This is a genomic window from Paenibacillus chondroitinus NBRC 15376, from assembly GCF_004000765.1.
In the GTDB taxonomy this organism is placed as follows: domain Bacteria; phylum Bacillota; class Bacilli; order Paenibacillales; family NBRC-103111; genus Paenibacillus_E; species Paenibacillus_E chondroitinus.
Window position 1 is genome coordinate 100,515 of the sequence record NZ_BILW01000020.1, and the last position, 25,703, is coordinate 126,217.

At 45.6% G+C, this 25,703-nt stretch carries 19 protein-coding genes; 17 read left to right on the forward strand and 2 right to left on the reverse strand.

All coding sequences use genetic code 11. From position 1 onward, the window contains the following. The first annotated feature begins 1 nt into the window (after position 1). From PCH02S_RS21305 to PCH02S_RS21320, 5 genes are all read left to right on the forward strand, one after another. On the forward strand, positions 2-874 hold the full coding sequence (locus PCH02S_RS21305; RefSeq protein ID WP_127455965.1) for a carbohydrate ABC transporter permease: 873 nt from the start codon (positions 2-4) through the stop codon (positions 872-874). Between the two features lie 129 nt (positions 875-1,003). Beyond that, on the forward strand, positions 1,004-1,786 hold the full coding sequence (locus PCH02S_RS21310) for a carbohydrate ABC transporter permease (RefSeq protein WP_246069194.1): 783 nt from the start codon (positions 1,004-1,006) through the stop codon (positions 1,784-1,786). Between the two features lie 35 nt (positions 1,787-1,821). Continuing rightward, positions 1,822-1,965: a hypothetical protein gene (locus tag PCH02S_RS35795; RefSeq protein ID WP_157319419.1), complete on the forward strand. Its 144-nt coding sequence runs from the start codon at positions 1,822-1,824 to the stop codon at positions 1,963-1,965. After that, the gene (locus PCH02S_RS21315) at positions 1,940-2,464 is read left to right on the forward strand and encodes a DoxX family membrane protein (RefSeq protein ID WP_174806805.1); all 525 of its coding nucleotides are present in this window, start codon (positions 1,940-1,942) and stop codon (positions 2,462-2,464) included. Before PCH02S_RS35795 ends, PCH02S_RS21315 begins: the two co-directional genes overlap by 26 nt. Positions 2,465-2,572: 108 nt before the next feature. Then, entirely contained in the window at positions 2,573-3,115 is a 543-nt protein-coding gene (locus tag PCH02S_RS21320) for a hemerythrin domain-containing protein (protein ID WP_127455966.1), read from the forward strand. 28 nt (positions 3,116-3,143) lie between these two features. Here PCH02S_RS21320 and PCH02S_RS21325 read toward each other — a convergent pair whose 3' ends face one another. After that, positions 3,144-3,827, reverse strand: a complete 684-nt coding sequence (locus PCH02S_RS21325; RefSeq protein WP_127455967.1) for a Crp/Fnr family transcriptional regulator — start codon at positions 3,825-3,827, stop codon at positions 3,144-3,146. 202 nt (positions 3,828-4,029) lie between these two features. Here PCH02S_RS21325 and PCH02S_RS21330 point away from each other — a divergent pair, with 202 nt between their 5' ends. The 3 genes from PCH02S_RS21330 (at position 4,030) to PCH02S_RS21340 (ending at position 6,284) form a co-directional block, all read left to right on the forward strand. Continuing rightward, complete coding sequence (locus PCH02S_RS21330; RefSeq protein WP_127455968.1) at positions 4,030-4,497, forward strand: GAF domain-containing protein; 468 nt, start codon at positions 4,030-4,032, stop codon at positions 4,495-4,497. A 94-nt stretch (positions 4,498-4,591) separates the two neighbouring features. Further along, positions 4,592-5,245, forward strand: coding sequence for a response regulator transcription factor (locus PCH02S_RS21335; protein WP_127455969.1), 654 nt, complete (start codon positions 4,592-4,594; stop codon positions 5,243-5,245). 7 nt (positions 5,246-5,252) lie between these two features. Further along, complete coding sequence (locus PCH02S_RS21340) at positions 5,253-6,284, forward strand: PAS domain-containing sensor histidine kinase (protein ID WP_127455988.1); 1,032 nt, start codon at positions 5,253-5,255, stop codon at positions 6,282-6,284. A 91-nt stretch (positions 6,285-6,375) separates the two neighbouring features. Here PCH02S_RS21340 and PCH02S_RS21345 read toward each other — a convergent pair whose 3' ends face one another. After that, positions 6,376-6,612: a hypothetical protein gene (locus PCH02S_RS21345; protein ID WP_127455970.1), complete on the reverse strand. Its 237-nt coding sequence runs from the start codon at positions 6,610-6,612 to the stop codon at positions 6,376-6,378. Positions 6,613-7,260: 648 nt separating this feature from the next. On the opposite strand from PCH02S_RS21345, the gene PCH02S_RS21350 reads away from it, so the two are divergent. The 9 genes from PCH02S_RS21350 to PCH02S_RS21390 all read left to right on the forward strand — a co-directional run bounded on the left by PCH02S_RS21350 (position 7,261) and on the right by PCH02S_RS21390 (position 25,623). Beyond that, on the forward strand, positions 7,261-9,735 hold the full coding sequence (locus PCH02S_RS21350; RefSeq protein WP_127455971.1) for an FxLYD domain-containing protein: 2,475 nt from the start codon (positions 7,261-7,263) through the stop codon (positions 9,733-9,735). Positions 9,736-9,758: 23 nt separating this feature from the next. Continuing rightward, entirely contained in the window at positions 9,759-14,531 is a 4,773-nt protein-coding gene (locus tag PCH02S_RS21355) for a pectinesterase family protein (protein ID WP_127455972.1), read from the forward strand. 90 nt (positions 14,532-14,621) lie between these two features. Beyond that, positions 14,622-16,283: an S-layer homology domain-containing protein gene (locus tag PCH02S_RS21360; RefSeq protein WP_164819662.1), complete on the forward strand. Its 1,662-nt coding sequence runs from the start codon at positions 14,622-14,624 to the stop codon at positions 16,281-16,283. 373 nt (positions 16,284-16,656) lie between these two features. After that, a complete protein-coding gene (locus PCH02S_RS21365; protein WP_127455974.1) occupies positions 16,657-18,966 on the forward strand; it encodes a glycoside hydrolase family 95 protein in 2,310 nt (769 codons plus the stop codon). A 120-nt stretch (positions 18,967-19,086) separates the two neighbouring features. Then, the gene (locus PCH02S_RS21370) at positions 19,087-20,649 is read left to right on the forward strand and encodes an extracellular solute-binding protein (RefSeq protein ID WP_127455975.1); all 1,563 of its coding nucleotides are present in this window, start codon (positions 19,087-19,089) and stop codon (positions 20,647-20,649) included. 105 nt (positions 20,650-20,754) lie between these two features. Beyond that, entirely contained in the window at positions 20,755-21,771 is a 1,017-nt protein-coding gene (locus tag PCH02S_RS21375; protein ID WP_127455976.1) for a response regulator, read from the forward strand. Then, on the forward strand, positions 21,768-23,585 hold the full coding sequence (locus tag PCH02S_RS21380) for a cache domain-containing sensor histidine kinase (RefSeq protein ID WP_127455977.1): 1,818 nt from the start codon (positions 21,768-21,770) through the stop codon (positions 23,583-23,585). The genes PCH02S_RS21375 and PCH02S_RS21380 overlap by 4 nt, the downstream gene beginning before the upstream one ends. Before the next feature lie 180 nt (positions 23,586-23,765). Next, positions 23,766-24,722, forward strand: coding sequence for an ABC transporter permease (locus PCH02S_RS21385; protein WP_127455978.1), 957 nt, complete (start codon positions 23,766-23,768; stop codon positions 24,720-24,722). 73 nt (positions 24,723-24,795) lie between these two features. Further along, positions 24,796-25,623: a carbohydrate ABC transporter permease gene (locus tag PCH02S_RS21390; protein ID WP_127455989.1), complete on the forward strand. Its 828-nt coding sequence runs from the start codon at positions 24,796-24,798 to the stop codon at positions 25,621-25,623. Positions 25,624-25,703 lie beyond the last annotated feature (80 nt).

Consider the following 25,703-nt stretch of genomic DNA (forward strand, 5'->3'; position numbering starts at 1 on the left):
TATGACCATATGGGGAAAACTGCGTCCGTACGCCATGGTGGCTCCAGCCATTACCGTGTTTTCGTTGTTTTTTATCTATCCGATCCTTTATATGATGTATCTGAGTGTGTATGATTGGAATTTTATTAGCCCTAACAAGAACTTTGTCGGGATGCAGAACTTTACGGATCTCTTAACGGAAAAAGAATTTATACAAGTAATAAATAACACGTCCATCTATACCATTTTAACGGTTACGTTCATCATTGGACTTTCCTTAATTTTGGCGCTTTGGCTGAATAAAACGGGTGTGTTTCAAAGCTTTGTGCAAGGAGCGATCTTTAGTCCGCATATCGTTTCTTGGGTATCCATTTCCATGATCTGGGCATGGGTGATGGACCCGCAGTATGGTTTATTAAACTGGTTTATCGGTTTATTCGGCTTTGCCAAGCTCGCCTGGCTCTCCTCGCAAAAGACATCTCTGATTTCGTTAGTTATCGTCGCCGTCTGGAAGGGGCTTGGCTACAATACCTTGGTATTTATCGCCGGATTGCAAAGCATTCCGAAGGACATCTACGAAGCGGCAGCACTGGATCGGTCCAAACCTTGGACGACTTTTTACAAGTTGGTCCTTCCGATGCTTTCGCCTACCATCTTTTTCCTCGTGATCATCAATATGATTGGATCTTTTCAGGTTTTCGAGACGATCGCGATCATGACGCAAGGTGGGCCGGTTAACACAACGAATACCCTTGTTTATTACATATACGAATACGGTTTCCGGTTCTTTAAAATTGGTTACGCCTCTGCGGCGGGAGTCATCCTGCTGTTCATTGTCGGCGTGTTAACCATCATCTACTTTAAACTGATGTCCAAACGCGTACATTATCAATAAAAGGAAGTGACTCCATTGAAAGCTGAACAGATCATGGAAGCGGATCGCACGTTGTTATATGTAAACAGCAAAGAAGAAATTGCATCAAAAATACTTCAATATATAACCCGTGCAATTAGCGTGATTGGCATGATTGCGTTAGTCCTCATTTTTGCAATGCCATTCATATGGATGCTCTCTACTTCTCTTAAAACGCTGCCTGAAACGATGATTTTTCCGCCGAATTGGATCCCAAAACAGTTTATTTGGAGCAATTACGCCAAAGCTTGGGGATCAGGCCCGTTCTTGCATTATATTTCGAACAGTATCATCATCTCGATCAGTATTCTCGTTTTGCAGATGCTTACGATTATTCCCGCGGCTTATGCCTTTGCTCGTTATAAGTTTAAAGCGTCGGGCATTTTGTTCGGCATGGTGATGGTGACCTTAATGATCCCGTCGCAATTAATTTTCTTGCCTGTTTATTTGCAGTTGAGTGCATGGAAGCTGTTGAATACGCATTTTGCGCTTATTCTTCCCTTCGCATCCAGCGCCTTCGGCATTTTCCTCCTGCGTCAATCGTTTAAACAAGTACAGGAAGAATTGATTGAAGCAGCGCGGCTCGATAGTGCCAAAGAGTGGCAAATTATTATCAAATTAATGGTGCCTATGGCGAAGCCTGTGCTGGCGACCTTTGCTTTGTTCAGCTTTATCGCGCATTGGAACGATTATTTCTGGCCGCTTGTTATGACGACAGATGATGTTGCGCGGACGCTGCCTCTAGGGATTGCCAAGATCCGGGAAGAAGAAGGGGTCGCGAATTGGAACGTACTTATGGCAGGGAATATGATTCTGGTAACGCCAATTCTCATTGCCTTCTTTTTTGCACAAAGACATATTATTCGTGCTTTCGTGTATACCGGGGTCAAATAATCCGTTGAAAATTAGATTGGATTGAAGAAGAAGGCGTGATCAATGGGATCATGCCTTTTTCTTTTGAAATCGATGAGCATGTGATTTTTATCACATACATCTCTTTTGCTAAAAGCTACAATAAAAGCATAAAAGAAAAAGGAGATGGTTCGGATGATGAAGTGGCTCAGAGAGAATAAGTACGCAGCAATGTTATTGACACTTGTTCGGTTGTATGTAGGGTGGGCATGGATGGTAGCCGGATGGCACAAAATAACCGGCGAAAAGGCATTTGACGCTACAGGCTACTTGAAAGGTGCCATCGCGAAGCCGGTTCTTGAGACAGGTACAACGGATTTAGTCTATGGCAACTTTGTAGCTTTCTTGAAAAACTTCGCGCTCCCACACGTTGGCATCTTCAATGTAGTCATTCCTTGGGGAGAATTATTGGTTGGTTTGGGGCTTCTGTTGGGGGCTCTGACAACAACAGCGATTTTCTTCGGACTAATCATGAACTTCATGTATATGTTCGCAGGAACAGTTAGCACGAATCCTTGGTTAGTGCTGCTTGGTTTCATTGTCTTTGCCGCTGGTGCCAATGCCGGGAAATTTGGGGTAGATCACTTGATCTTACCGTATCTGCACAAATGGTTCGATAAGATCGTTAACAGATTTCATTTCACATTTAAGCTCAGATAACATGAGGGTAGAATCAAATGAACAAATTCAGCAAAGCGCCTGTTCTTCCGCTCATAGATGGAGAGAAGATCAGGTGCTTTCATATAAATACTTTGGGAGGGATCAGACATGAAGGTTAATGTGGAAAGTCGCCCTATCGGACTCGCGTCTTCAAATCCAGCCAAACTTGCTTATGCAACGGATCGTTTGGCCGATGAACATGAACAATTGCGAAGACAATTACGGAGTCTCGAAGCGAGTGCCAAAGAAGTGAGCTGGATTGATGATACGGCGGAAGGCATGCACATTATTCAGGATTTAAGACTGAAGGCAGCGCATTTCGAGGAGGAGCTGGAGAGGCATGCCGCGTGGGAAGAACAGGAGCTGTACCCATTCCTGATCAACTACTTTCATAGTCAGCAAACGCCTACGATCATGCCATCCTTTTGGGTCCTGGAAAAAGATCATCAATTGGGTGTTTCATTTCTTCATTCGTTCAAGGAGGCCGTCGTTGATATAACGCCTATTTTCAATAAAAAGCAGTTAACCGAAACGGCCTCATACCTCTTGCAGGCGTGCTTGATATTAAATGATCATCTCACCATGGAAGAACAGTTTGTTTTGCCTTTAACGGATAGGGTGCTAATGGATCTGGAATCCTTCTTTTCATAGGAGAAATGTGGCGAGGAGATTGGAGCTATTACATTCTGCATATTTCTAACGGACAGTTTTCACAATGACAAATATTTCGCAGGTAGTCAACATTTTTAATAACAATTTGACCATTGCGATAGGTAATCGCATCTTCTTTCCTCATTTCGCTTAACATCCTGTTGACACCTTCGCGTGTAGAACCAATCATATCCGCCATTTCTGTGTTGCTAAGCTTATAATTGATCAAGGTATGCTCGCCTGAAGGAACCCCATAGGAGTTACTAAGTCTTATTAACAAAGAACAAAGCGCCCCGGGCTTCCCATACATCATTAAATCGCGAAATTTGGTTTCGGTCATCCGGTGCATGAGCCCCATCCATTTCATGAATTCAATAGCCAGATCACTGTGCTGCTGCTGCAGCAGGTCCTCCAGGTCTTTGCGCATAATGACCCCAACTTTGCAGTCAGCGGTAACTTCGGCACTGAAGTTTTGCACGGAATTCTGAAAGGGGTCTATTTGCCCGAATAAGTCACCCGTTTGATGCATATGCAAGATGAGGTTTTTGCCTGTTTCTGATGTTTTGGTGATGCGGACTCCGCCTTGGAAGACGTAGAATAATCGGTCTGCCGGTTCACCTTCCCAGAACAGGTACTCGCCTTTTTTGGCCATCTTCATTTGCATAGCGTTTTTCAATCTATCTAAATTAGTCTCAGAGAAAAATTTCATCATAGTGGATCAGCTCCTCCACGGTTTTGGCTATCTTCATGATAGTCTTTTTTAACACTTTTGTTTATCAGGAGATTCACTGATTTATGAACTTATTTCCTGATACCGAAATCAGGGTTTTCCCTGACAGACAAGTAAGATGGAACCGTCTACAATGATAGTAGAAGCGATTTCGTACGGATTCATAAAGATTGGAAGTGGTATAATGGCAGCCGGTCAAGTGAACATCATGGATGATTTAACACGACTTCGAGATATGACGTCAAGCGATTTCGTCGCATTGGCTCCTTTCGTTGATCAACCAGCGCGTAGGCGTTGGATGTACATATTGGGCAACAAAAATGATCGCTGTCAGCAAATGGTCATAAAAATGGGGGAAGGGCTCGCGGGCGCAGCCTTGCGGCTGGGCAGATGGGTTAAACTCGATGCGGCCAATCCGAGAGCAGCGCAAGAAAGGCGCGAATGCCCCGTCATGCTTGCCGAGCAATTGCAGACTGCTGCCGCATTCCCGCTCATAACGGGTCCTTCTACTTCAACGGGGATGAAGGGACTGCTTTTTATCGGAAGACGCACGGATCAGGGCTATGAAGAAAACGAGATTAAAGCCATTCTGGAAAACCTCGAAAGGTTAGCGGACTATATAGAGGGACCTTGGAAAGAAGCCTCGCGATGAATGGCGTTTCTGGATGAGGTTTTTTTTGCTATGATGGGAAAAGAAATGAAATGGAAGCTTAAACCGCGGAATTGCCGCTGAAAGGGGGAAGCAAATGCTAAAGATTCTGGTTGTGGATGACCATGCCATCGTAAGATCGGGGCTTGTTATGCTGCTAAACGGCAAGCATGATATGGAAGTGGTCGGCGAAGCCGCCGCTGGTGAAGAAGGCATTCAGGCCGCCCGGATGCTTATGCCGGATGTCGTGTTAATGGATCTAAGCATGCCTCCAGGTATGGACGGACTTACTGCGACTGAAAAATTAAAGCAATTGATGCCGGACATGGCGATTTTGATTCTTACAATGCATGATGACGATGAGTACTTGTTCAGGGCTATACATGTCGGTGCGTCCGGTTATATTTTGAAAAGCGCACCTCATGAAGAATTATTGACAGCCATTCGCTCTGTTGCGGCAGGAAATGCATACTTATATCCGACAGCAACCAAAAGGCTGATGAACGAATATATGGAACGCATGAAGAGCGGGGAGAATGTCGGCCCGTATGAATCGCTTTCCGAGCGTGAAAAGGAAGTTCTAGGGCGTATTGCGAAAGGTTTTTCCAATAAAGAGATTGCTGAGCAATTGGTGATTAGTGTAAAGACGGTGGAATCTCATAAAAGCAATGTGATGGAAAAGTTAGGGTTAAAAACACGCCCGGAATTAGTGAAATATGCGGCTAAAAAGGGGTTGTTGAACTTTGAATAAGGATCATATGCTGGAATCCGAGCTATTGCAGGACTTGAAACAATCCCTCAAGCAGCTATCTGATGTGAAGTTTGCTCTTGATGAATCTTCCATCGTTGCTGGTACGGATGCCAAAGGCAAGATTCTTTATGTCAATGATAAGTTTTGTAAAATCTCGCAATACGACAGGTCCGAACTCCTTGGCAAAGACCATCGGATTATTAATTCCGGTTATCATGATAAAGCGTTCATGGCGGATTTATGGGCAACGATTTCTGCAGGCAAAGTCTGGCACGGAGAAATCAAAAATAGAGCCAAAGATGGTACATTCTATTGGGTCGATACGACGATTGTCCCTTTTGTGGATGATCAAGGCCGGGCTTATCAATACTTAGCGATCCGTAATGAAGTAACGCAATTGAAGCGGGTAGAGGAAGAACTGCAGTTGATGATGTCACAGGTCATGCAGATTCAAGAGGAGGAACGCAGGAAATTCTCGCGAGAATTGCATGATGGCATTGGGCAAAGCCTGTTCTCTTTGTTGATCCAAATGGACCGGCTCATTGGAGATGAACCGGAATCCGAGATAGGGCATCTCCGGCAAAATGTCTCAGCCATCATCGAAGAGGTGCGCAGTCTGGCGTGGAAAATTCGGCCATCCGTTTTGGATGATCTAGGCGTTGTTCCTGCGATTCGCACGCATATCGAAAACTACACGGATCACTATGGCATTCGAGTGAAACTGGATAGCAATTTGCGTAAGCGATTAGGAGCCCTAGAGGAGACTACGATCTATAGAGTTATTCAGGAGGCCCTTACCAACATTGCGAAATACGCGGATGTGTCAGAAGCTAGTGTGCTCGTACACGAGAAGGAATCGGCTGTAGAAGTGGAAATCTCGGATAAGGGAAAAGGCTTCGAAAGAGGACGGAATTCTAAAGGCGTCGGCCTTTTTAGCATGGAGGAGAGAGCGAAAAGTATCGGGGGCAAACTGGATATTCTCTCTGAAATGGGAAAAGGCACGAGAGTGCGGTTAATGATTCCCCGTAAGGTTGAATGATTGAACTGTGTGGGAACTACAGTCCCTTATTTCTCGGAAAGGGCATGTTATTCACAGCCGAGGGGAACTACAGGCCTCTATTTCGCTGGTTTCAGCTGAAAAACGGGCTATGGCGGAAAAATAAGACCTTGTAGTTCCGCTCAGATGGAAAAATGCTCGTTTTTCTCCGAATAGCGAACTCCAGTTCCCCTGCCTGCTCCGCCCGCCGGACTCGCACCAAGTGACGAATCTTCTCGGTGTGACTGCCTCGCGTCAAGTGACCAATCCGCTCAGCCCGCCCGCCTCGCACCAAGTGAGCAATCTGCTCTGCATGCCCGCCTTGCGCCAAGTAACCAATCTACTCCGCGCCCGCCTGCGCCACGGACCCTCGCCCCTTGTTTTATGTTGTACTCTGTACAACATAAAACAGCTTTTAACCCCACCACCCCCATCTTCATTGCACAAAGTACAATGAGTCCAACCCAAATAGCGCGAAAACTGCGCTATCCTGCCCAAATCGTTGCACAGAGTACAACGTAGAAGGCGGCAGCCGCCGATTCGAGGCCTCTATGCTGCACAAAGTGCAACATAGAGGAGATCTTGGCCAATACTGGGTTGTCAAAAGTACCCTCTGAAACATCTTTCCAGCTAGCTCTCTTTTTGATCGAATCGTCTATGATTATGGATGGAATCCCCCATTATTAATTTCAATAAATAGAGTATCTTTAATGAAAGTAGAAGCCCCTTCTTAGTTATTACCTCGTACATATACTTCCGAGTTTCATGAAAACGTTACCAAAGCAACTAAGGTTTCGTGAGGTTTTGACCGCCGCCATGCGTCGGCGACACCGCGCGCGGTTGGAAACTGCTGATCCACCTATATGCCATTCCTATTTTCTGTGAAGGGGGTGATGATTGCCCGCTCATTGTCCAACTCGTAAGGAAAAATGTTCTTAGACTGGCCAATCGAAAATATGCCATGGAGGTGTCGATTCTCTTGCGTAAAAAGGGTAATCAGATTTCGCTAGTGTTAATCTTAGCGTTGCTTTTCAATGTGCTTATGATCTGCCCTGATAACGTTCCAACGGTATCAGCGGAAAGCGGAAGTTCTTCAGTCACGGATAATACTTATGAACCCGTTTCGGTTTTTGATAAAGACTTTACTACCACGCCTCTAGGATTAACAGGTTCCGATCTTGGTTTCGACTACTCCTCCTATACGTCAGGCTCGGCTTCGGCCGTCATTGAAGCAGATCCCTATACAGGGACTCGAGCTCTTCATCTGAAAGCAAATGGTATTGTTACGGATGGAGCGTTAAGAAATGAATTTCAAATCAGCAAGACCTTCGGAGAGCCTTACACAGGAACAATTTCTACGGAAATTACCTTCATGCAAACCGGTACGAAAAAGGATGATCGCATCATTCAGTTTTTTCCAACATCCGGCACGACGTTCCTGGTTGGAGCAGGTGTGACGGCGAGCAAAGGGTTGGGCTACCTTTTATCTACAGCGCCTTCAGGTTCGTTAGGTGCGTATGAGCTAGGAGAATGGCATACCATTCGCTTGGATTTTAATACAGTTTCCCAAAAATACAGCTTGTACTACGATGGGAATATTGTGCAAGCCCGCAACAATATGAACAAAAGTCTCCCCATCTATAATCTCAGGAGATTGGTTATTGCAGCGCCCGGCACTTCCGGGGATCTTTGGATTCGAGGCGTTAGAGTGACTCATTCACCCTTCATGCCAAAGCCACCGGCACCGAAAATCGTTACTTCCGGATCGCGTAACTCGCGCGTCATGTGGACATCGGAGCACTATGCTTATGCATCAAAGTACCGGCTTCGCATTAAGCTGAAAGGACAGACGGACTGGAGGCCGATCGGGAATGCAACAACCTTGTATAAAGATTATACGGGAACCAATCTTATTCCGGCTTCGGATATTAACGCCTATTACGACATTGCGAAATCCGCATCTACACCATTAGTAAATGGTCAACCGTATACGTTAGGCTTATCTGTTGTTACGCGCGATGAATCAGGTGTATACAACAATGGCGTGCCAAGAGATTTTGAAAGTACAATAACGGAATTTGATGGTACGCCTTATGCAACAACACCGCTCCCGACACCGGATACAAGCGTGGTTGGGGAACTCACGTCCTATGCGAATTATTATGGATATATGTGGAGACTGCAAGCGGGTTCGACGATAGGAGACTATCCATTTACAGATAATACCTTAATCCAGTTCTCAGAAATTCCTAGTAAATACGCAAGCATGGAACGAATCGTTACCACGCACAAGGACGTGATGAGATACCCTTTGGGCGCTGATGGTGCCGTGCAAAATCAGATCATCGGCTTCAATGCGAAGGACAAAACGACCGTCTATGTGGCAATAGATAAAAATGCAATCCTGCCCGCATGGCTGACCGATTGGACCAACACCGGTGATGTGATTAAGATGACAGGCGCGACGTCGGGATACACATTCAATATTTATAAAAAGAGTTTTGCTGCAGGTTCGTCCGTGCTGCTGGGCTATAATGATTACGCCAATTTCGATCTGTCACAGAACGCCGGCTATTTTGCAATGGTAGAAAGAGCCACAACGGGATTGAAGCTGGATCCAGTGACGGAATGGGTCAACACATCATCGTATGCATTAACAGGTTCAGTTAGCGAGAGTGTCTATTTATCGGTGTATCAAAATAAAACGCCTATTACGCTTCCGAACAACGGATTTATTAACGGAGGCAACTTCGAACTGCATGTAAACCTGGTACCCGGTGCCAATTTATTTGAAGTTTATGCAAAACGTGATAAATCAACGTTCTTCGATCGTATCGATGCCACAATCAATCAGGACAGTATGATTCCCGATATTCGGATTGCAACGCCTCCTGCCACAGTTAGAGATGCCGTCTATACGCTTACAGGATCATTAAGTAAAGCAGCGAGATTTACCATTAAATTAAATGGCGAAAGTGTTGTCGATTCTGTTTATCAGCAAGCAGATGCGTTTTTCTCATATCCATTAACTTTACAAGAGGGGAATAACGCAATAGAAGTCTCTACCGTCGATTTAGCTGGTAATACCAATAAAGCCAGTTACACGATTGCTTACATATTCTGGGCAGGGCAAGGTGCGATCCTTGATTTGAACGGAAATCTTGTACATACGCTAGAGCCTTCAAAGGATATCTATGCCGAAAAGAAAGTCGTCAACACAACGGGGGCAGATAAACAGCTGACGTTATGGTTTGTTCTGTATAATGCAGACAATGCGATGATTGATTTTGCCTCTGCGGTTGCGGAGCTTAAGCCTGGAGAAACAAGAACTTTAGGCGCTGGATTTACGCTTCCAGCTGAAGTCACGAATTATAAAGTCAAAGTATTCATTTGGGACAGCTCGAATAACATTGTCGGACAAAGCCCGCTCGCTGAGGAGCTCGTCGTGCAGTAATTATTGATTAGGAGGAAAGCATCATGAAGAAAGCCCTAACGTTAGGGATAAGCTTTTTACTCATGTTGAATGTTCTGCTATTTCCTGCAGTGAACGTTGTGAATGCTGCTGCATCCACATCCAGTAACCAAACCCAGGTGACAGCACCGATAGATGCAGCTGCGATTGCCAATGACGGCAGTGTTGAACTGTCGTGGTCCCCTGTATCTGGCGCAACGACGTATGCTGTAGAAAGAAGTACGGAAAGCGGCGGCACTTTTACGACGTTAACCAGTTCTTTAACTACATCATCGTATGTGGATACAAGCGTTACGAATGGCACTATTTACTACTATATGGTTACTGCGTTGAACGCAAGCGGAGAGATTAACGCCAGCGAGGAAATTGTTGCAAATCCAGCTATGGTTTTGACCGTGGCTCAGAATGGAACCGGCGATTTCTCCAGTATTAAGTCTGCTCTTGAATCGATCCCCAGCAACAACACATCTCGTAAGATTATCTACATCAAAGAAGGTTCATATAACGAAAAAATTTCCGTTACTGTGCCCTATGTTGCTTTAATTGGCGCAGGTAAAGATAAAACGAAAATCTTTTATAACGACAATGAATTCACACCGACCTCGAGCGGCGCGACCTCAACTTTGGCAGCTTTAGATACGGCGACGCTTACAGTTGGAGGAACGAAGGATCGTACGGATGGCACAAGAGCTGCAGCGACTAATTTTTATGCAGCCAATTTAACCATTGAGAACTCCTCCGACGTTACGAAAGGCCGGGCATTAGCAGCACGTGTCATTGCAGATCAAGTTGTCTTTGAAAATGTCCGATTTGTCGGTTACCAAGACACGCTTTACACAGGCGTAACCTACTATGACAAAACCAGCAGGCAATATTATCGCAATTGCGAGATCAAGGGTTCCGTTGACTTTATTTATGGACCGGCAACTGCGGCTGTTTTTGACCACTCTGACATTATAAGTATAAATGGTCCTTCGCGTTCCGGCGGATACATCACAGCTGCAGCTACGCAGAATTCAACCGGCGATCTTCCCGGGATCGTATTTATGAACTCCCGTCTATTGAAAGACGCTACTACACAGGGGAAACATTATTTAGGCCGCCCTTGGCAGGACCAACCAACGGTGCGATTTATCAATACATGGATGGATGATCATATTCACCCGGACGGTTGGACGGTGATGACGGATAATCTTACCTATCATTATTCCGAGTACAATAGCTCAGGACCTGGGGCCAGCCCATCCACGCGTAAGCTTCAGGATGATACCGATCCTAGCCATTTTGCCATGACGGCTGAACAGGCTAGCCAATTCACGATACCCTGGATATTTGAAGGATGGGACCCGAGCCAGAGGATCATTTACCCAAAACTGTTTGAATCTGTGGTGCCAATTTTAAATCCTGCACGGCCAGATGGAACTTTGGGTTCTTATACCAAGCCGGTTCTCGTTTACATGGAAGTAAATAACGAGGCTCCTGCGGCGAATCGCGTGCAGTACCGTATCGATGGCGGACAATGGGCATTTTATACCAAAGAATTCGCAGTAAGCGATACGGGTACACATCGTATTGAATATCGGTATGTTGACGCTTTAGGGACTCCAAGCACAAGTGCAATAACTTCTCTTAAAATAGATCCTGCTGAACAGGCAAGAGTACCGGCATTCCCTGGCGCTGAAGGCGGCGGGATGTATGTAACTGGCGGTCGCGGTGGCTCCGTGTATGTGGTGAATAACCTGTTGGATTATGCGGATGGCACGCCTGCTATCCCGGGTTCGTTTCGTGATGCGGTGAGCCAGCCGAACCGGATGATCATATTCCGTGTTTCCGGCGTCATCCATTTGACCAGACCTCTGACAATCGGTCAACCGAACCTTACGATTGCCGGTCAAACAGCCCCGGGCGACGGTATCGCCCTTAGCGGTTATGCGGTGAAAGTAGGCAGTGGAACAAGTACCGCTGGAGGCAATATTATTGTCAGATATATGCGATTCTGGGGCGGCGAAGTTGAACTGGACGATACGTTCAACATCACGGGAGATAAAGTCATTGTCGATCACGTTTCAGGAAGTTGGAGTACGGATGAATTATTCTCTTCCGAGAATAACAAAAATTTTACGCTCCAATGGAGCTTCATCACAAACAGCTTAAACCACTCCATTCACACGAAAGGCCCTCATGGATACGGTGGGATCTGGGGCGGATCGAATATTACATTTGCCCATAATTTAATTACGAACCATATTAACCGTAACGTTCGGTTTGCACGGGCGACGGATATCGTGAATTATCCGCAGAAGATTGACTACCGGAACAATGTGATTTATAACTGGGGCGGCAATACGGCATACGGTGGGGAAATGGCAACAGGGATTAATATGATCAACAATTACTATAAGCCAGGGCCTAACACGTATAGCGCTTTTAACCGAATTGTCGCGCCTTCGGCTGGCGATGCTGGTGGGGGAGCCTTTTATGTCAATGGAAATTATGTCGTAGGCGATCCTGAAGTATCAGCTGATAACTTGGTGAAAAACGCGAATGGCTCTTATAAAGCAATTAACCCGGATTCAACATTTACGCTCAAAACGACGCCTTTCATCTACCCGGATGCGAATGATCAGGTTGGAGGACCGACAACGACGGATACGGCTGAAGCGGCCTATGAGAAAGTGCTGCAACATGGCGGCGCTTCGCTTCCGAAGCGGGATTCGCTTGATGCTCGTATCGTTGGAGAGGTAAAGAACGGAACCGGAAGAACCGTCAACAAGATTGCATACGATGGTGGCTTGCCGGAATTATTGTCGGCCCCTGCACCGATTGATACGGATGGTGATGGAATGCCGGATGAATGGGAGCTTGCCAATGGATTAGATCCGAATGATAACGGTCTGGATGCTGCCGGAAATAAAATCTCAGGCAACGTCAACGGCAGTTTCGGGGATATCAACGGGAACGGTTATACCAATATTGAGGATTACATCAATTCATTGGCAGATGTACCTGTGCCACTGAATCCAACCGTGTCTATCGAGACACCGGTTATGCACCAAGCTTACCTCCTGAACACCCCAATTAACATTCGTGCAGCAGCAGCGGGTGCGGGTGGAAAGTCTATAGCCAAAGTGATTTTTTATGATGCCGATAAGAAGATTAGTGAAGATGTAAGCGAACCTTTCGAGTTTACTTGGGAGAATGCTCCAGAAGGCCAGCATTACATATATGCAAGAGCGATCGATAATAACGGGGTAACGACCTTGTCGGATCCTGTCATTACCTACGTGAACGGACCTGAAAACTTGGAGTCCTGGGTGTCTCAGGATATTGGTACTGTAAAAATTCCAGGAACTGCCAACCTAACTGGTAATGTGTACAAAGTGAAGGGTTCTGGCGAAATCAACATCAAGGGTACGACAGACTCATTCCATTATGCCTTTAAACCGGCTAAAGGCAACTTTGAAATTTATGCGAATGTCGCCTATGAGTCGGAATACGATGATGATGTTAAGACCGGGTTTATGATGCGTGAGAGCCTAGAGCCATCGTCGAAGGCAACCGGGGTCTTCTTGTCTACGGATCCAACCGATGATTTTAGCGTCGATACAAGCGGTAGAAAGATTTCAGTTATAAACCGCAGCAAAACCGGGGGTGGGTATACCGAGCAGTTGCGAAGAAGTACGACTTTGAAAGCACCATACTGGATCAAACTTGAACGCAAAGAAAACACAGTATCCGGTTACGTTTCGAAGGATGGTTTGGATTGGTCTTTGGTCGCTTCAAATGTTGTTGATTATGGAGAAACGGTTTATGTCGGCATGGCCGTGGACGGAGCAAAAACAACCACAAACATTGATTATTTAATGTCGGCCAGCTTTACGAACCTTCATTTGTCATCTTCGCCGCAGTTTACTCTTGATAATGCTGCAAGCGAAAGTGTTGAGATCCCGGACTATACCCTCTCGGGGACTGTCACAGATCGTGCGAAAATAGCTGTAAGCAATAACGGAGTTTCAGTCGTGGATGCCGTATATACAGAAGCGGGTGAGCCTTTTTCTAAAAAAATCACCTTAAACGAAGGTGTTAACTCGATTGTCGTATCGGCATCGAACGAGGAGCTGTTCGGCAACGTTTCAAGCTCCAAATCGATTGTGGTTACTTATCATAAGGCCGCAGTCATATTTACACCTTCTGTCGATATCCCTAAAGTTGTTGATTCATCGGCCTACTCATTATTAGGCAGTATGAATAGGGATGCGAACGTAACGGTCAAAGTCAACGGTACGGACGTTCTCAACAATGTTAGAACATTAAATAACGTGACGTTTACAGTTCCTATGATTTTGAAGGAAGGCATGAACATAATTGAAGTCAAAAGTGTGGATGATTATCAAAACGTTGGCCTGCAAACTTATCAAGTGAATTATGTGAAAAACTGGGGAGACCAGCTGTTTGGCGTGAAAAACTTATCTCTGACAGATCGTAGTGGGAATGCGGTATCCGGTCTAATTGGTTCCACCGATGTTGTAGTGAGCATGTCTGTTCAAAACAATTCGGCAATAGGTCAGAACGGTGTTCTTGTCCTTGGATTGTTCGACCAGCAAAACCGGATGGTCCGATACTCCTTTGTGTCAAGTTCGTTCTCCGCTGGTGAAGATAAGCAAATGAAGGCCATTATGAGAGTGCCTGATATTGTGTTTGGCTACAAACTAAAAGCTTTTGTCTGGAATAACACATCCAGTCGAATCAGAATCTCAAACGAGATTATCATTCCTTAGAGTTGTTATTTTTATCATGCGATGGGAGACGTAGGGAGGGTTGTTAGTGGCATCCCTTTCTATGTCTTCTTATTCCGAGGAGGATTATGCTTGAAAAGTTTGCGAAATTGGACGATTGTAATACTCGCCGTTATGGTGTGTGCGGGCGCGATGATTTTGTCCGCAGTGGCTTCTCCGGTTGATGTTCGTGCAACGTATAATGAACAAGATGGCCAAGTGACCATTTCTGGCCAATTAAGCTCGGAGGCAGGTAAGCTCGTCAGTTTGCAAGTAATCAATCCACTGAATCAGTTGGATTTATTAGACCAAACCGCAATTGGCGCAGACGGCTCATACCAATTCAGCTATGTTTTGAAGCAAAAAATAAATGGCACCTATTTTGTCAATGTTAATGTGGAGCAGTCAACTCAAGTGCTTGGTACAACGTTTGAGGTGAGTGTTATCTCGCCACCTACATCAACGCCAGTTGTAACACCGACTCCAACACCGGATTCAACGTCTTCTGATAGCGATGACTCATCAACTACGGCACCTCAGCCAAGCACTGGGCAACCTGTAGTAAAGTCTTCCCCGCACGTTGTGGTGGATCAGACTGGTGCAATCGTTTCGGCTAAGTTGGATAAGGAAGCGGTGGACAAAGTTTTTTCGACCGGCGATAGCCATTTGGTTGTTGAGATCCAACCTGTCGAAGGCGCCAAACAATATCAAATGTATGTACCGGCTAGCATGTTCTTAGCAGCTGCTGAGCAACAAATGACGATTGTAACGGAGTTTGGATCGCTAACGATTCCTAACGGACTGTTAAGCAATGTCGATCTTCATTCGGCCGCAGAAGTTGGTTTTGTCATAGCTAGTGCTGACAGGAGCAGCATTCCGGACGAGATGAAAGGTCAAATCGGTCGACGACCCGTTCTTGAACTTAGCATTGTAGTCGACGGAAAACCAGTAAACTTTAATAATCCTAGCACCGCAGTTACCGTTGCAATTCCGTATCAACCTACAGAAGAAGAATTAAAAAATCCTGAATACATTGTTGTTTGGTATATCGATCATGCGGGTGAAGCTCGTGCCGTTCCAAGCGGGAAATATGATGCTTCAACAGGAACAGTGATGTTTAAAACCACACATTTCAGTACATTTGCTGTAGGATATCAGCAGAAGAGTTTTGCCGACTTGAGTACGGTTGAGTGGGCGAGAAAGCCGATTGAAGTGATGGCATCCAAGGGAAATATATCCGGCACCTCGGATACGTTATTTCAACCAACAGTCAATATGAGTCGCGCCGACTTCATGATTTTGTTAACGAAATCTTTCGATTTTAACGCCGATGTGACGACGAACTTCCGTGACGTACACCCCATTGACTACTACTATGAAGCGGTTGGAATCGCCAAACAGCTTGGCTTAGCAGAAGGTCAAGGGGATGGGACGTTTCATCCGAATGAACAAATTTCCAGGCAGGACATGATGGTGCTTCTTGCAAGAGCAATGGGCGCAGCAGGCATGCAGATTGCCAAAGGTGCGCCAAGTGATCTTGAAGCTTTTAGCGACAAGTCGCATATAGCTTCATACGCGGTAAATGAGATTGCCGCATTGATGAAAAGCGGATTTGTGGAAGGCAGCGGAAGCATGCTGAACCCGACCGGCTATGCGACAAGAGCGGAAGCGGCTGTAATGCTCTATAGGATTTATAACAAACAACAAAATCAAACTGTGGTCCCAGATGCTCCGGATATTTATTTCGAGCGATGAGATCGAACATAGGGGGAGGGTGCCGAGCAGATGCTGCTTGGCACTTTTTTATGCGAAGGGGAACTACAATCCGCTATTTTCCACAATTTATATGATTTGCGCATATGAAGGGAACTACAGTTCGCTATTTGGCCGATTCCACCCTGAAGACACCAACAATAGACAAATAAGAGCCTGTAGTTCCACTCAGAGAAGGAAACGGTCGGTTATCGCACGAATAGAGGACTCCAGTTCCCTTGAGCCAACCTTTATCCGAAATTCAAATCATAATACAGCAACATTTTATCGTAATCTGGCAAAACATATAACGTTTGGGTTTTGTTAAGCTATCCTTAAGGTATGACCAAAAAAACGATTATGACAAGGAGTCATTATGAAAACTCACAAAGCTGGGGAAAATAAGGAGCTCAAATTATGGTACCGGGAGCCTGCAAAGCAATGGACGGAAGCATTGCCGATCGGAAACGGCCGCTTGGGCGGAATGGTTTTTGGCCAGGTCAAGGAGGAAAAAATTCAGCTAAACGAAGATTCCATCTGGTACGGCGGACCAAAAGAGGGAGAAAATCCGGATGCGCTGCAGCAACTTCCTCACATTCGCAAGCTGCTGTTTGACGGGGATGTGGAGAAGGCAACCTATCTGACCAGGATGTCTATGTTTTCTACGCCTAAATATTATAATCCGTATCAGCCTCTTGGGGAGATGAAGTTGTTTTTCACGGATTTGCAAGGGGACGTCCATGCTTATCTGCGTGAATTGGACTTGGAGACAGGGATAACTCGGGTAGCCTTTAATGTTGGCGAAACAACGTATAACAGAGAAATATTCACAAGCTATCCGGATCAGGTGATGGTGATTCATTTGACTTGCAGCAAGCCTGGCGGTCTAACCTTCTGTGTGAATTTAAATCGGCGTCCTTATGAGGGAGATAGTTATGCACGATCCTCGGACAGCATTGTCATGAACGGAGAATGCGGCAGAGACGGTGTGGAGTTTAGCGGAGTGCTCAAAGCCAATGCTCCGGACGGCGTGATTCAGACGATTGGTGATTTTATTTCCGTAGAAGGCGCTTCGCAAGTAACGCTTTTGTTTGCAGCGGGCAGTACCTTCCGAGAGGCTGATCCCGAGGCTGCCTGCTTGCAGCAGCTGGAGAAAGCAGGAGCTTACACATATTCGGAGCTAAAACAAAGACACATCGATGATTACCAAACGTTATTTAACCGTGTTCAATTTAGCTTGTCAGCCTCGGATGAGGAGCAGCCATTGGCAACGGACGAACTCATGAAAGCCGTAGTGGAGGGGAATCCGAAGCATAGAAAGAGGCTTGCGGAGTTATACTTTCAGTATGGCCGCTATTTGACCATTGCGAGTTCCCGTCCTGGAAGTCTGCCATCCAACCTGCAAGGGATCTGGAATGATAGCTTCACTCCTCCGTGGGAGTCGAAATATACGATCAATATTAATACTCAAATGAATTATTGGCCGGTTGAGGTTTGCGGGTTATCGGAATGCCATGAACCGCTGTTTGATATGGTGGAAAGAATGAGAGTCAAAGGGAGAATAACGGCGAAGACGCTTTACGGCTGCAGAGGTTTCGTCGCCCATCACAATACGAATATATGGGCTGAAACTCGTCCTGAGGGCATCCTCGCAACAAGTGTCCTTTGGCCGATGGGTGCAGCGTGGCTCAGCCTCCATCTGTGGGAACATTATGCTTACACAGGGGATACGGAATTCTTGCGTGAGCGGGCTTATCCTGTGTTGAAAGAGGCTGCGGAATTTTTCATGGATTATTTAACGGAAGCCCCAGATGGAATGTGGGTGACAGGTCCTTCTATTTCTCCGGAAAATAGTTTCATTTTGCCAAATGGGCTCCGAGGTACGCTATGCATGGGACCTTCAATGGACTCGCAGATCGTGCATGCCCTGTTCGAAGCTTGTATCAAGAGCAGTCATCACTTACAATGCGATGAAGTCTTCCGTGATCAACTGTCAGAACGCATGGGGAAACTTCCGCAACCGCAAATCGGAGCGAATGGCCAGTTAATGGAGTGGATGGAGGAATACGTGGAAGCTGAGCCTGGTCATCGGCACATATCCCATCTGTTCGCGCTTCATCCTGGCAGACAGATTGACATTCATACAACGCCGGATCTGGCCGAAGCGGCAAAGATGACACTTCGAAGCAGGCTGGCTAACGGGGGCGGCCATACGGGATGGAGCTGCGCTTGGATCATTAACATGTTCGCACGGCTTGGAGATGGTGACTCTGCGCTTGCTTATGTGTTGAATCTGTTTGAGAAGTCTACGTATCCGAATTTATTTGACGCCCATCCACCATTCCAGATTGACGGGAATTTCGGAGCAACCGCAGGTATCGCCGAGATGCTGCTTCAGAGTCATATGGGTGAGCTCAATCTGCTGCCGGCTCTTCCTGGCGATTGGGCATCAGGTTCGATCAAAGGCTTGAGAGCACAAGGCGGGTATGCCGTAGATTTGGTTTGGGAAAAAGGGCAATTAAGCGAAGCGACGATTCAGGCATCGACGGATGGTCATTGTACAATTCGCACCTCATCGCCGGTTGTCGTTGTCTTGAACGATCAGGAAATCGCCCGTTCCAACGGGGAACAGACAACGAGCTTCAAGGTGCAGCAGAGCAGCGTATATAGTGTGATTGCACAATAAGTGTTAACACAAACACAACACCATTGTTAAAAAACACATTCCTCATCAATCCAAGGAAGGGTAAGATGGAGATATCCAATTCCGTTGGATAATTACGATAAGAGAATGGGGCAGAAAAGAATGAAAAAAGGGATGGTTATCGCATTAACCATGATTTTGACAGCTGGCGCGCTTTCGGGCTGCGGCGGCGGAGCAACAAATCCAAAGTCTGGCGAAACAGCCAAAAAAGATGAAGTCCAAAAGTTTTCCATGTCCATGACGACAAGCGGTTACAAATATGCGGAGCAAACAGCAGATGTGAATAAGGAAAAATGGGTGAAAAAACTGGAGGAACTTACGAATGTAGATCTGGACCTTCGCATGATTCCTCTCAAGGATTTTGACCAAAAAATGTCCCTGATGTTTGCTTCCAACGATATTCCGGATCTTGTCCAAAATGTTGGGGGAGCTACGACCAAAGGGATGTCGGGATCGGTTGAAGCCGGGGTCTTCATGCCTTTGGACGATTTGTTGAAGCAGTATGCTCCAAACATCATGAAAGCGGTGCCAAAGGAAGCATGGCAAGAGACCAGCTTTAACGGTAAAATCTACGGTATTCCATCGTGGCTTTCCAATCCTTCCCGCCGTGCGACTTTCATTAGAGCTGATCTGCTTGCCAAAACAGGACTGCCTGCACCGAAAACAGTGGATGAGTTCATGACCGTGATGAGAGCGTTGAAGGCCAATGGGGTAGAGAACCCGTACCAAATGCGCGAAAACTTCAAATACGCAGATACGATTCTAGGAGCCTTCGACGTGCTGCCTGCTCAATTTGAAGTCAAGGGAGATCAAGTTGTACCGAAGTTTTTCGATGTGGAAAACATGACCAAAGCGCTTCAAACTTTTAAAACTATGTTTGATGAAGGCTTAATTCCAAAAGATTTCGCATCCATCAGCTCAACCGACTATAATAAGAATATCGAAGCTGGTAAGGTAGGCATGTGGTCAGCGAATGCCCAAAGCTTGTCCGGTTACCGTAACAAACTGAAGAACCTTGTACCTGATGGGAAAATTGAGATTATCTCCTCCCCTCGCGGACCGGAAAACTTCGGCGGGCATTTGCTCTACTCCAGCATTAATACTTCTTATTACATTAATAGCAAAGTGTCGAAGGAAAAAGCGATTCGGATTATTCAGTTCCTGGAATGGATGCTGACACCGGAAGCTGAGAAATATTTCTCCTTCGGTATTGAAGGTGAAAATTATACAGTGGAGAATGGCGCAATTAAATTTACGCCTCCAACAGAAACTTCAGCGATTGAGGAAGATCAATTCCGCGGTATGTTCTGGTTTGTACACGATGTAGTGTACAATAAAGCCAAAGAAGAAATGTCTGCGGACGGACGCGACATGATCAAGTACTTGGATACGATTGTTTCCAAAGAAGGTTTGGGTTCTATCCGGTTCGTCCCGCAGCTTGAATCGTTCTCGAAATATCCGGATGTAGCGCCTGCTGGTGATGATGTAGGACCTAAATTAATTATTGACCATATGATTAAAATGATTTACGGCAAGGAACCGATCTCCGATTGGCCGAAAGTGATTGAGGAGTACAAAACAAAAGGCGGCAACGATATCCTGAAAGAAGCGACTGAGCGTTATAAGAGTGGCAATGGGGCTATCGTTTCCAACAACAAAAAATAAGTTCAGTTCACAGGAAAAAAGGATTTGTCCCCTCAATGGGTGGACAAGTCTCTTTTTTCTTAGGCGCATTTTTCGATAAACGTTAGAAGTGGAGGCGTTAACAACATGAGATTGTTAATTGTAGATGATGAACCGGTAATTCGCAGCGGCTTAATGATGATGGCCCAGAGCTATACCCACAAGTTTCAACAAATCGAAACCGCGGTGAATGGACTTGATGCTCTGGAGCAAATGACTCGGTTCGAACCGGACCTGCTTCTAACGGATATTCGAATGCCCAAAATGGATGGCTTAGAACTTTGCCGTAACGTGTACGAGAAGTATCCGCATATTATGATGGTCGTTGTTTCGGGCTACAGTGATTTTGACTATGCGCAAAAGTGTCTCTCATACGGGGTCAAGCACTATTTGCTGAAGCCGGTTACACCGCCGGATCTGCATGATGTCTTTGACATCATTATGAAATCGCAATCACAAGGGTATATCCCTGTGTCCCGCTATGTGGAATGGGTTGAACGAATAGAAAACAGCATTTGGCTGCTGCAGGGAGAAGAATTGCAGAAGATTATGGAGGAGTTGAAAGAAGATTGCTCCCACTTGTCTGCGGCTCAGTTGAAAGGTCAGCTCCTTGATGCGGTCGTGCTGCTGCACAAGCAATTTCAAGAGAAAAATCGCGTGATCAGCGCGGATTTAACCGAAGATTTCCGCTCATCCTCCAAGGCGGAGCTATTTAAAGAATTTGAGCAACGGCTGCAAACCGTGATGATGGATATTTTGGTTGTCCGCCGAGGCAATTTCAAGGACCCTATGGAGGAAGCCAAAACCTATATAGATAATCATTTGTCAGTGGATATTTCCTTAAAAGAAGTTGCGGATATGGTCGGGATTACCCCGAATTATTTCAGCACCTTGTTCAAAAAAATGAGCAATGAAACCTTCGTCAGCTACCGGATTAATAAAAGAATGGAGAAAGCTCGTGAGCTGCTGGCGATTCCTCATAAACGAACCGTGGATATAGCGGCAGAAGTAGGCTACGATGATTACCCCCATTTTACAAAAACATTTAAGAAAGTCTTTGGTATATCTCCCTCGGATTATCGGGAATCGTTGGGGATGAAATGAAAAAATTCAATTTATATCCGAAGCTATTTTTATCCTATTTCGTTGTCATTATGATTTCATTGACGAGTGTCGGCGTGTTTTCATACTGGAGTTCATCCAATGAGCTTGATCAAATTGTAGAGAAGCAGCTAACACAGGTGGTAGGCAACGCAGCGCACCATACGGACCTGTATATTCGAAGTTATGAGCGGTCCATGGTTTCGTTATTAAGCAGCAACGATGTCAAACGGTTCGTTGACCTGCCAGAGGGGGAAACAGGCTATCCCTATTATGAGGCGAGAAAGTTTATTAAGGAGCTTATCATTGAGCCGGCGTTTGCGCGGAATCCGGAAATTTCCAATATTTATATGATTAGCTTTAATCAAAATGCGATGTACTTTTATAATGATTCCGTTGGGGGATCTTTTAATAAGGAAGAAGCTCAGCAACAGCTGGAATTTTTCAAAAGTAATACGAAACCGGATGGCAGCTTGAGTGTATTGAACCACAGTATTCTGTCAGGACAACAAAATATTACGCTTGTCCGACAGATTCGTGGACTATCCTCAACGGAACCCAAAGGGATTCTTGTTGTGGAGCTGCGGGCGGCTGAGCTTTCAGAATTGTGGAAAGGCATAGATTTGGGGGAAGACGGCTACTTTTTTATTACCGATGATAATGGTAAGTATGTGTATCAGCCGGATACGGACAAGACAGCCACGGAGCTGCCCGAAGCTATACGGAGTCAGGTGCTGGAGGCCGGTCCTCACGCTTTCATGGCGACAATTGACGATAAGACGCAGATGTTCATGAGCCGCCGGTCCACCTACGGCGATTGGCGCCTGGTTGTTGCGATGTCGGTGAATGAGCTTCGCAAACCGAGCGATACGATTCGGACAACGACGATCGTGGTCGGATGTTTTACGCTGGGCATCGCGCTATGGATCGCCTTCCGCTTCGGAAGATCGATCACAGGGCCGATTCGCATCTTGAGAAGCGCCATGCGTCAAACCGAGCAGGGGAACTGGGTCCAAATTCCGCTGCCTGAGCATCGGGATGAGATCGCAGAGCTGATGAGCCGGTACAACTTGATGGTGACTCGCCTCTCAGAGCTGGTAGATAAGGTATACCAAGCAGAACTCAGCGATCAGAAAAGCCAGATGGAACGTCAGAAAGCAGAACTGCAATCTTTGCAGCTGCAGATTAATCCTCATTTTTTATATAACACACTAGAAACGATTGTTTGCTATGCGGTCATAAGAGATTCGAAGGAAATCTATGAAATCGTCAAAGCGCTTGCCTATATGCTGCGTTATTCCGTGCAGACCAATCTGGAAGAGATAACCGTTTCCAATGAATTAAAACATGTCATGTTCTATCTTGTCGTTTTGAAGCATCGCATCGGCCGGGAATTTGAAGTAGATGTAAGCATTCATCCAGATTATTTATTGAATAGCATGGTTCGTTTAACCTTACAGCCGCTGATTGAAAATGCTTTTCAGCATGCTTTTGCAGACGGTGTGGAGGACTATCATTATATTCGCATCGATGCCGGTGAGGATGAGGATAAGTTCTGGGTGAGCGTTGAAGATAATGGTCTTGGTATCAGCGAGGCCAGGCTGGAGGAACTGCGCGAGAAACTGCACACAAACCAGCTTGCGGATAAGGAGAATGGTTCTTCGAAAGGGATTGGCGGTATCGGAATCATCAACGTCCACCGGCGTATTCAGATGGTCTATGGCGAGCAGTATGGCTTGCAGATCGAGAGCGAAGTGGAGAAGGGGACCAAACTCATCATGGTCATGCCTACTTCAGCTCGGGGCAAAAATGGTTGAAATAACGCTATACGTAGAACTGGAATATCTTGTATGGACCTTGCCTGTGGCAAGGTTTTTTTTTGTGTTCAGATTGTTGAAAAACACACCTAGAAACGAAGTTTCTCCATGGTTTGACTCTGGGGACCATAGTATGATGAGACCATCAAACATTCAGATGGACAGAAAGGAAAGACGACCATGGCTTCAAAGACAGATTCGGCAGGACAGACGGTATATACCTTTGCATCGAGAAAAGCGAAAAGAGCTTTTGTCATGAAACATTGGCCTTTATATGTCATTTCAATTCCGGGACTTATTTATTTTATCATTTTTAAATATATTCCCTTGTTCGGTTCAACCATTGCGTTTCAGAACTACAACATTTTTAAAGGGATAGCCGGCAGTCCATGGGTTGGTTTGGAACACTTTAAACGGATGTTCGCTTATGATGAATTTCTTACCATTTTAAAAAACACCTTATTGATTGGCATGTACGATTTGCTCTTTGCCTTTCCCATACCGATTATACTTGCGCTGCTGTTAAATGAAATTCGGTTCAATGGGTATAAAAGATTGCTGCAGACGGTTATCTACATGCCGCATTTTCTATCCTGGGTCATTGTTGGCGGGATTGTGATTGGCATTTTGTCGCCGTCGACAGGCATTATCAATCACGTCTTAGGCTTGTTCCATATTGAGCCTATTTATTTTCTTGGTGAAAACAGCTATATTCGTTCAATTCTGATTACCTCAGGGATATGGAAAGATAGCGGATGGGGGACGATCATCTATTTGGCAGCAATCGCGGGCATTAACCCGGACCTTTATGAAGCGGCTGAAATCGATGGGGCGGGCAAGTTCCGCCAGGTGATGTCGATTACGGTTCCTTCCATTTTGCCTACCATTACAATTTTGTTCCTATTGCATATCGGAAGTTTTCTGGATTTCGGGTTTGAAAGAGTCTATGTCTTCTTGAACTCGCTGAACAGTGAGAATGGTCAAATTCTGGATACTTACGTTTACCGCGCCGGTCTTATAGACCGTCAATACAGCTATACAACAGCAATCGGACTTTTCAAATCAGTCATTGGTTTATTGCTTATTATGCTTGGCAACACCCTGAGTAAAAGAACGACTGGAAACGGCTTGTACTAACATGCGTCAGTCATAAGGAGGAATAGGGAACGTGATTTTAACAAAAGGACAGCGCGCATTTCAGTTATTTAATATGATTTTTCTGCTTGTCATCGGCCTTACGATGTTTCTTCCGATCTTGAATGTCATTTCACAGTCATTCAGCAATGCGGTTGCGATTAACAGTGGAAACGTAGGATTCTGGCCTGTAGGTTTTACACTCGAAAATTATCACATGATTCTGAAGGATCCTTCGATCTGGATCTCATTCCGAAATAGTGTCATCATTACGGTGTTCGGCACATTGATTAATTTAATGGCAACGGCAAGCCTGGCCTATCCTTTGTCCCGAGCTGAATATATTTACAGAAAACCAGCGCTGTTACTGGTGTTGTTCACGATGATTTTCCATGCACCGCTAATTCCCAACTACCTGCTGCTAAAAAATCTGCATATGCTCGACACGCTGTGGGTCTTGATCATTCCAGGCGCAATTAGTGCCTATAACTTGTTCGTCATGCGGTCATTCTTTATGACGCTTCCTGTGGAGATGTTTGATTCTGCCAAAATGGACGGCTGCGGCGAGTTCCGCATGATCTGGAGCGTCGTTCTCCCATTGTCGAAGCCGGTCATGGCAACGATGGGCATCATGTACGCCGTCGGGAACTGGAATATGTATTCTCAAGCGATTTACTACATCACCAGCAGATCCCTGATTCCATTGCAGGTGCGGCTGCGCGAGATTGTTATCACCGATAACATGGGGTCAGCCGACGTCTCATCGGAATTGCTGTTGTCCATTTCACCGGAAGGGCTGAAAATGGCGGTGATCGTCATAGCGACGATTCCGATTATGCTGGTGTACCCATTCCTTCAAAAACATTTCATTAAAGGGATGATGGTTGGCTCGATTAAATCTTAGTTTCTATATCTATGAAAGTTACACGTTTATTTATAGAAAAGGCCCCTGGCAGGGGCTTTTTTTAAAAGTATGGAATCGAA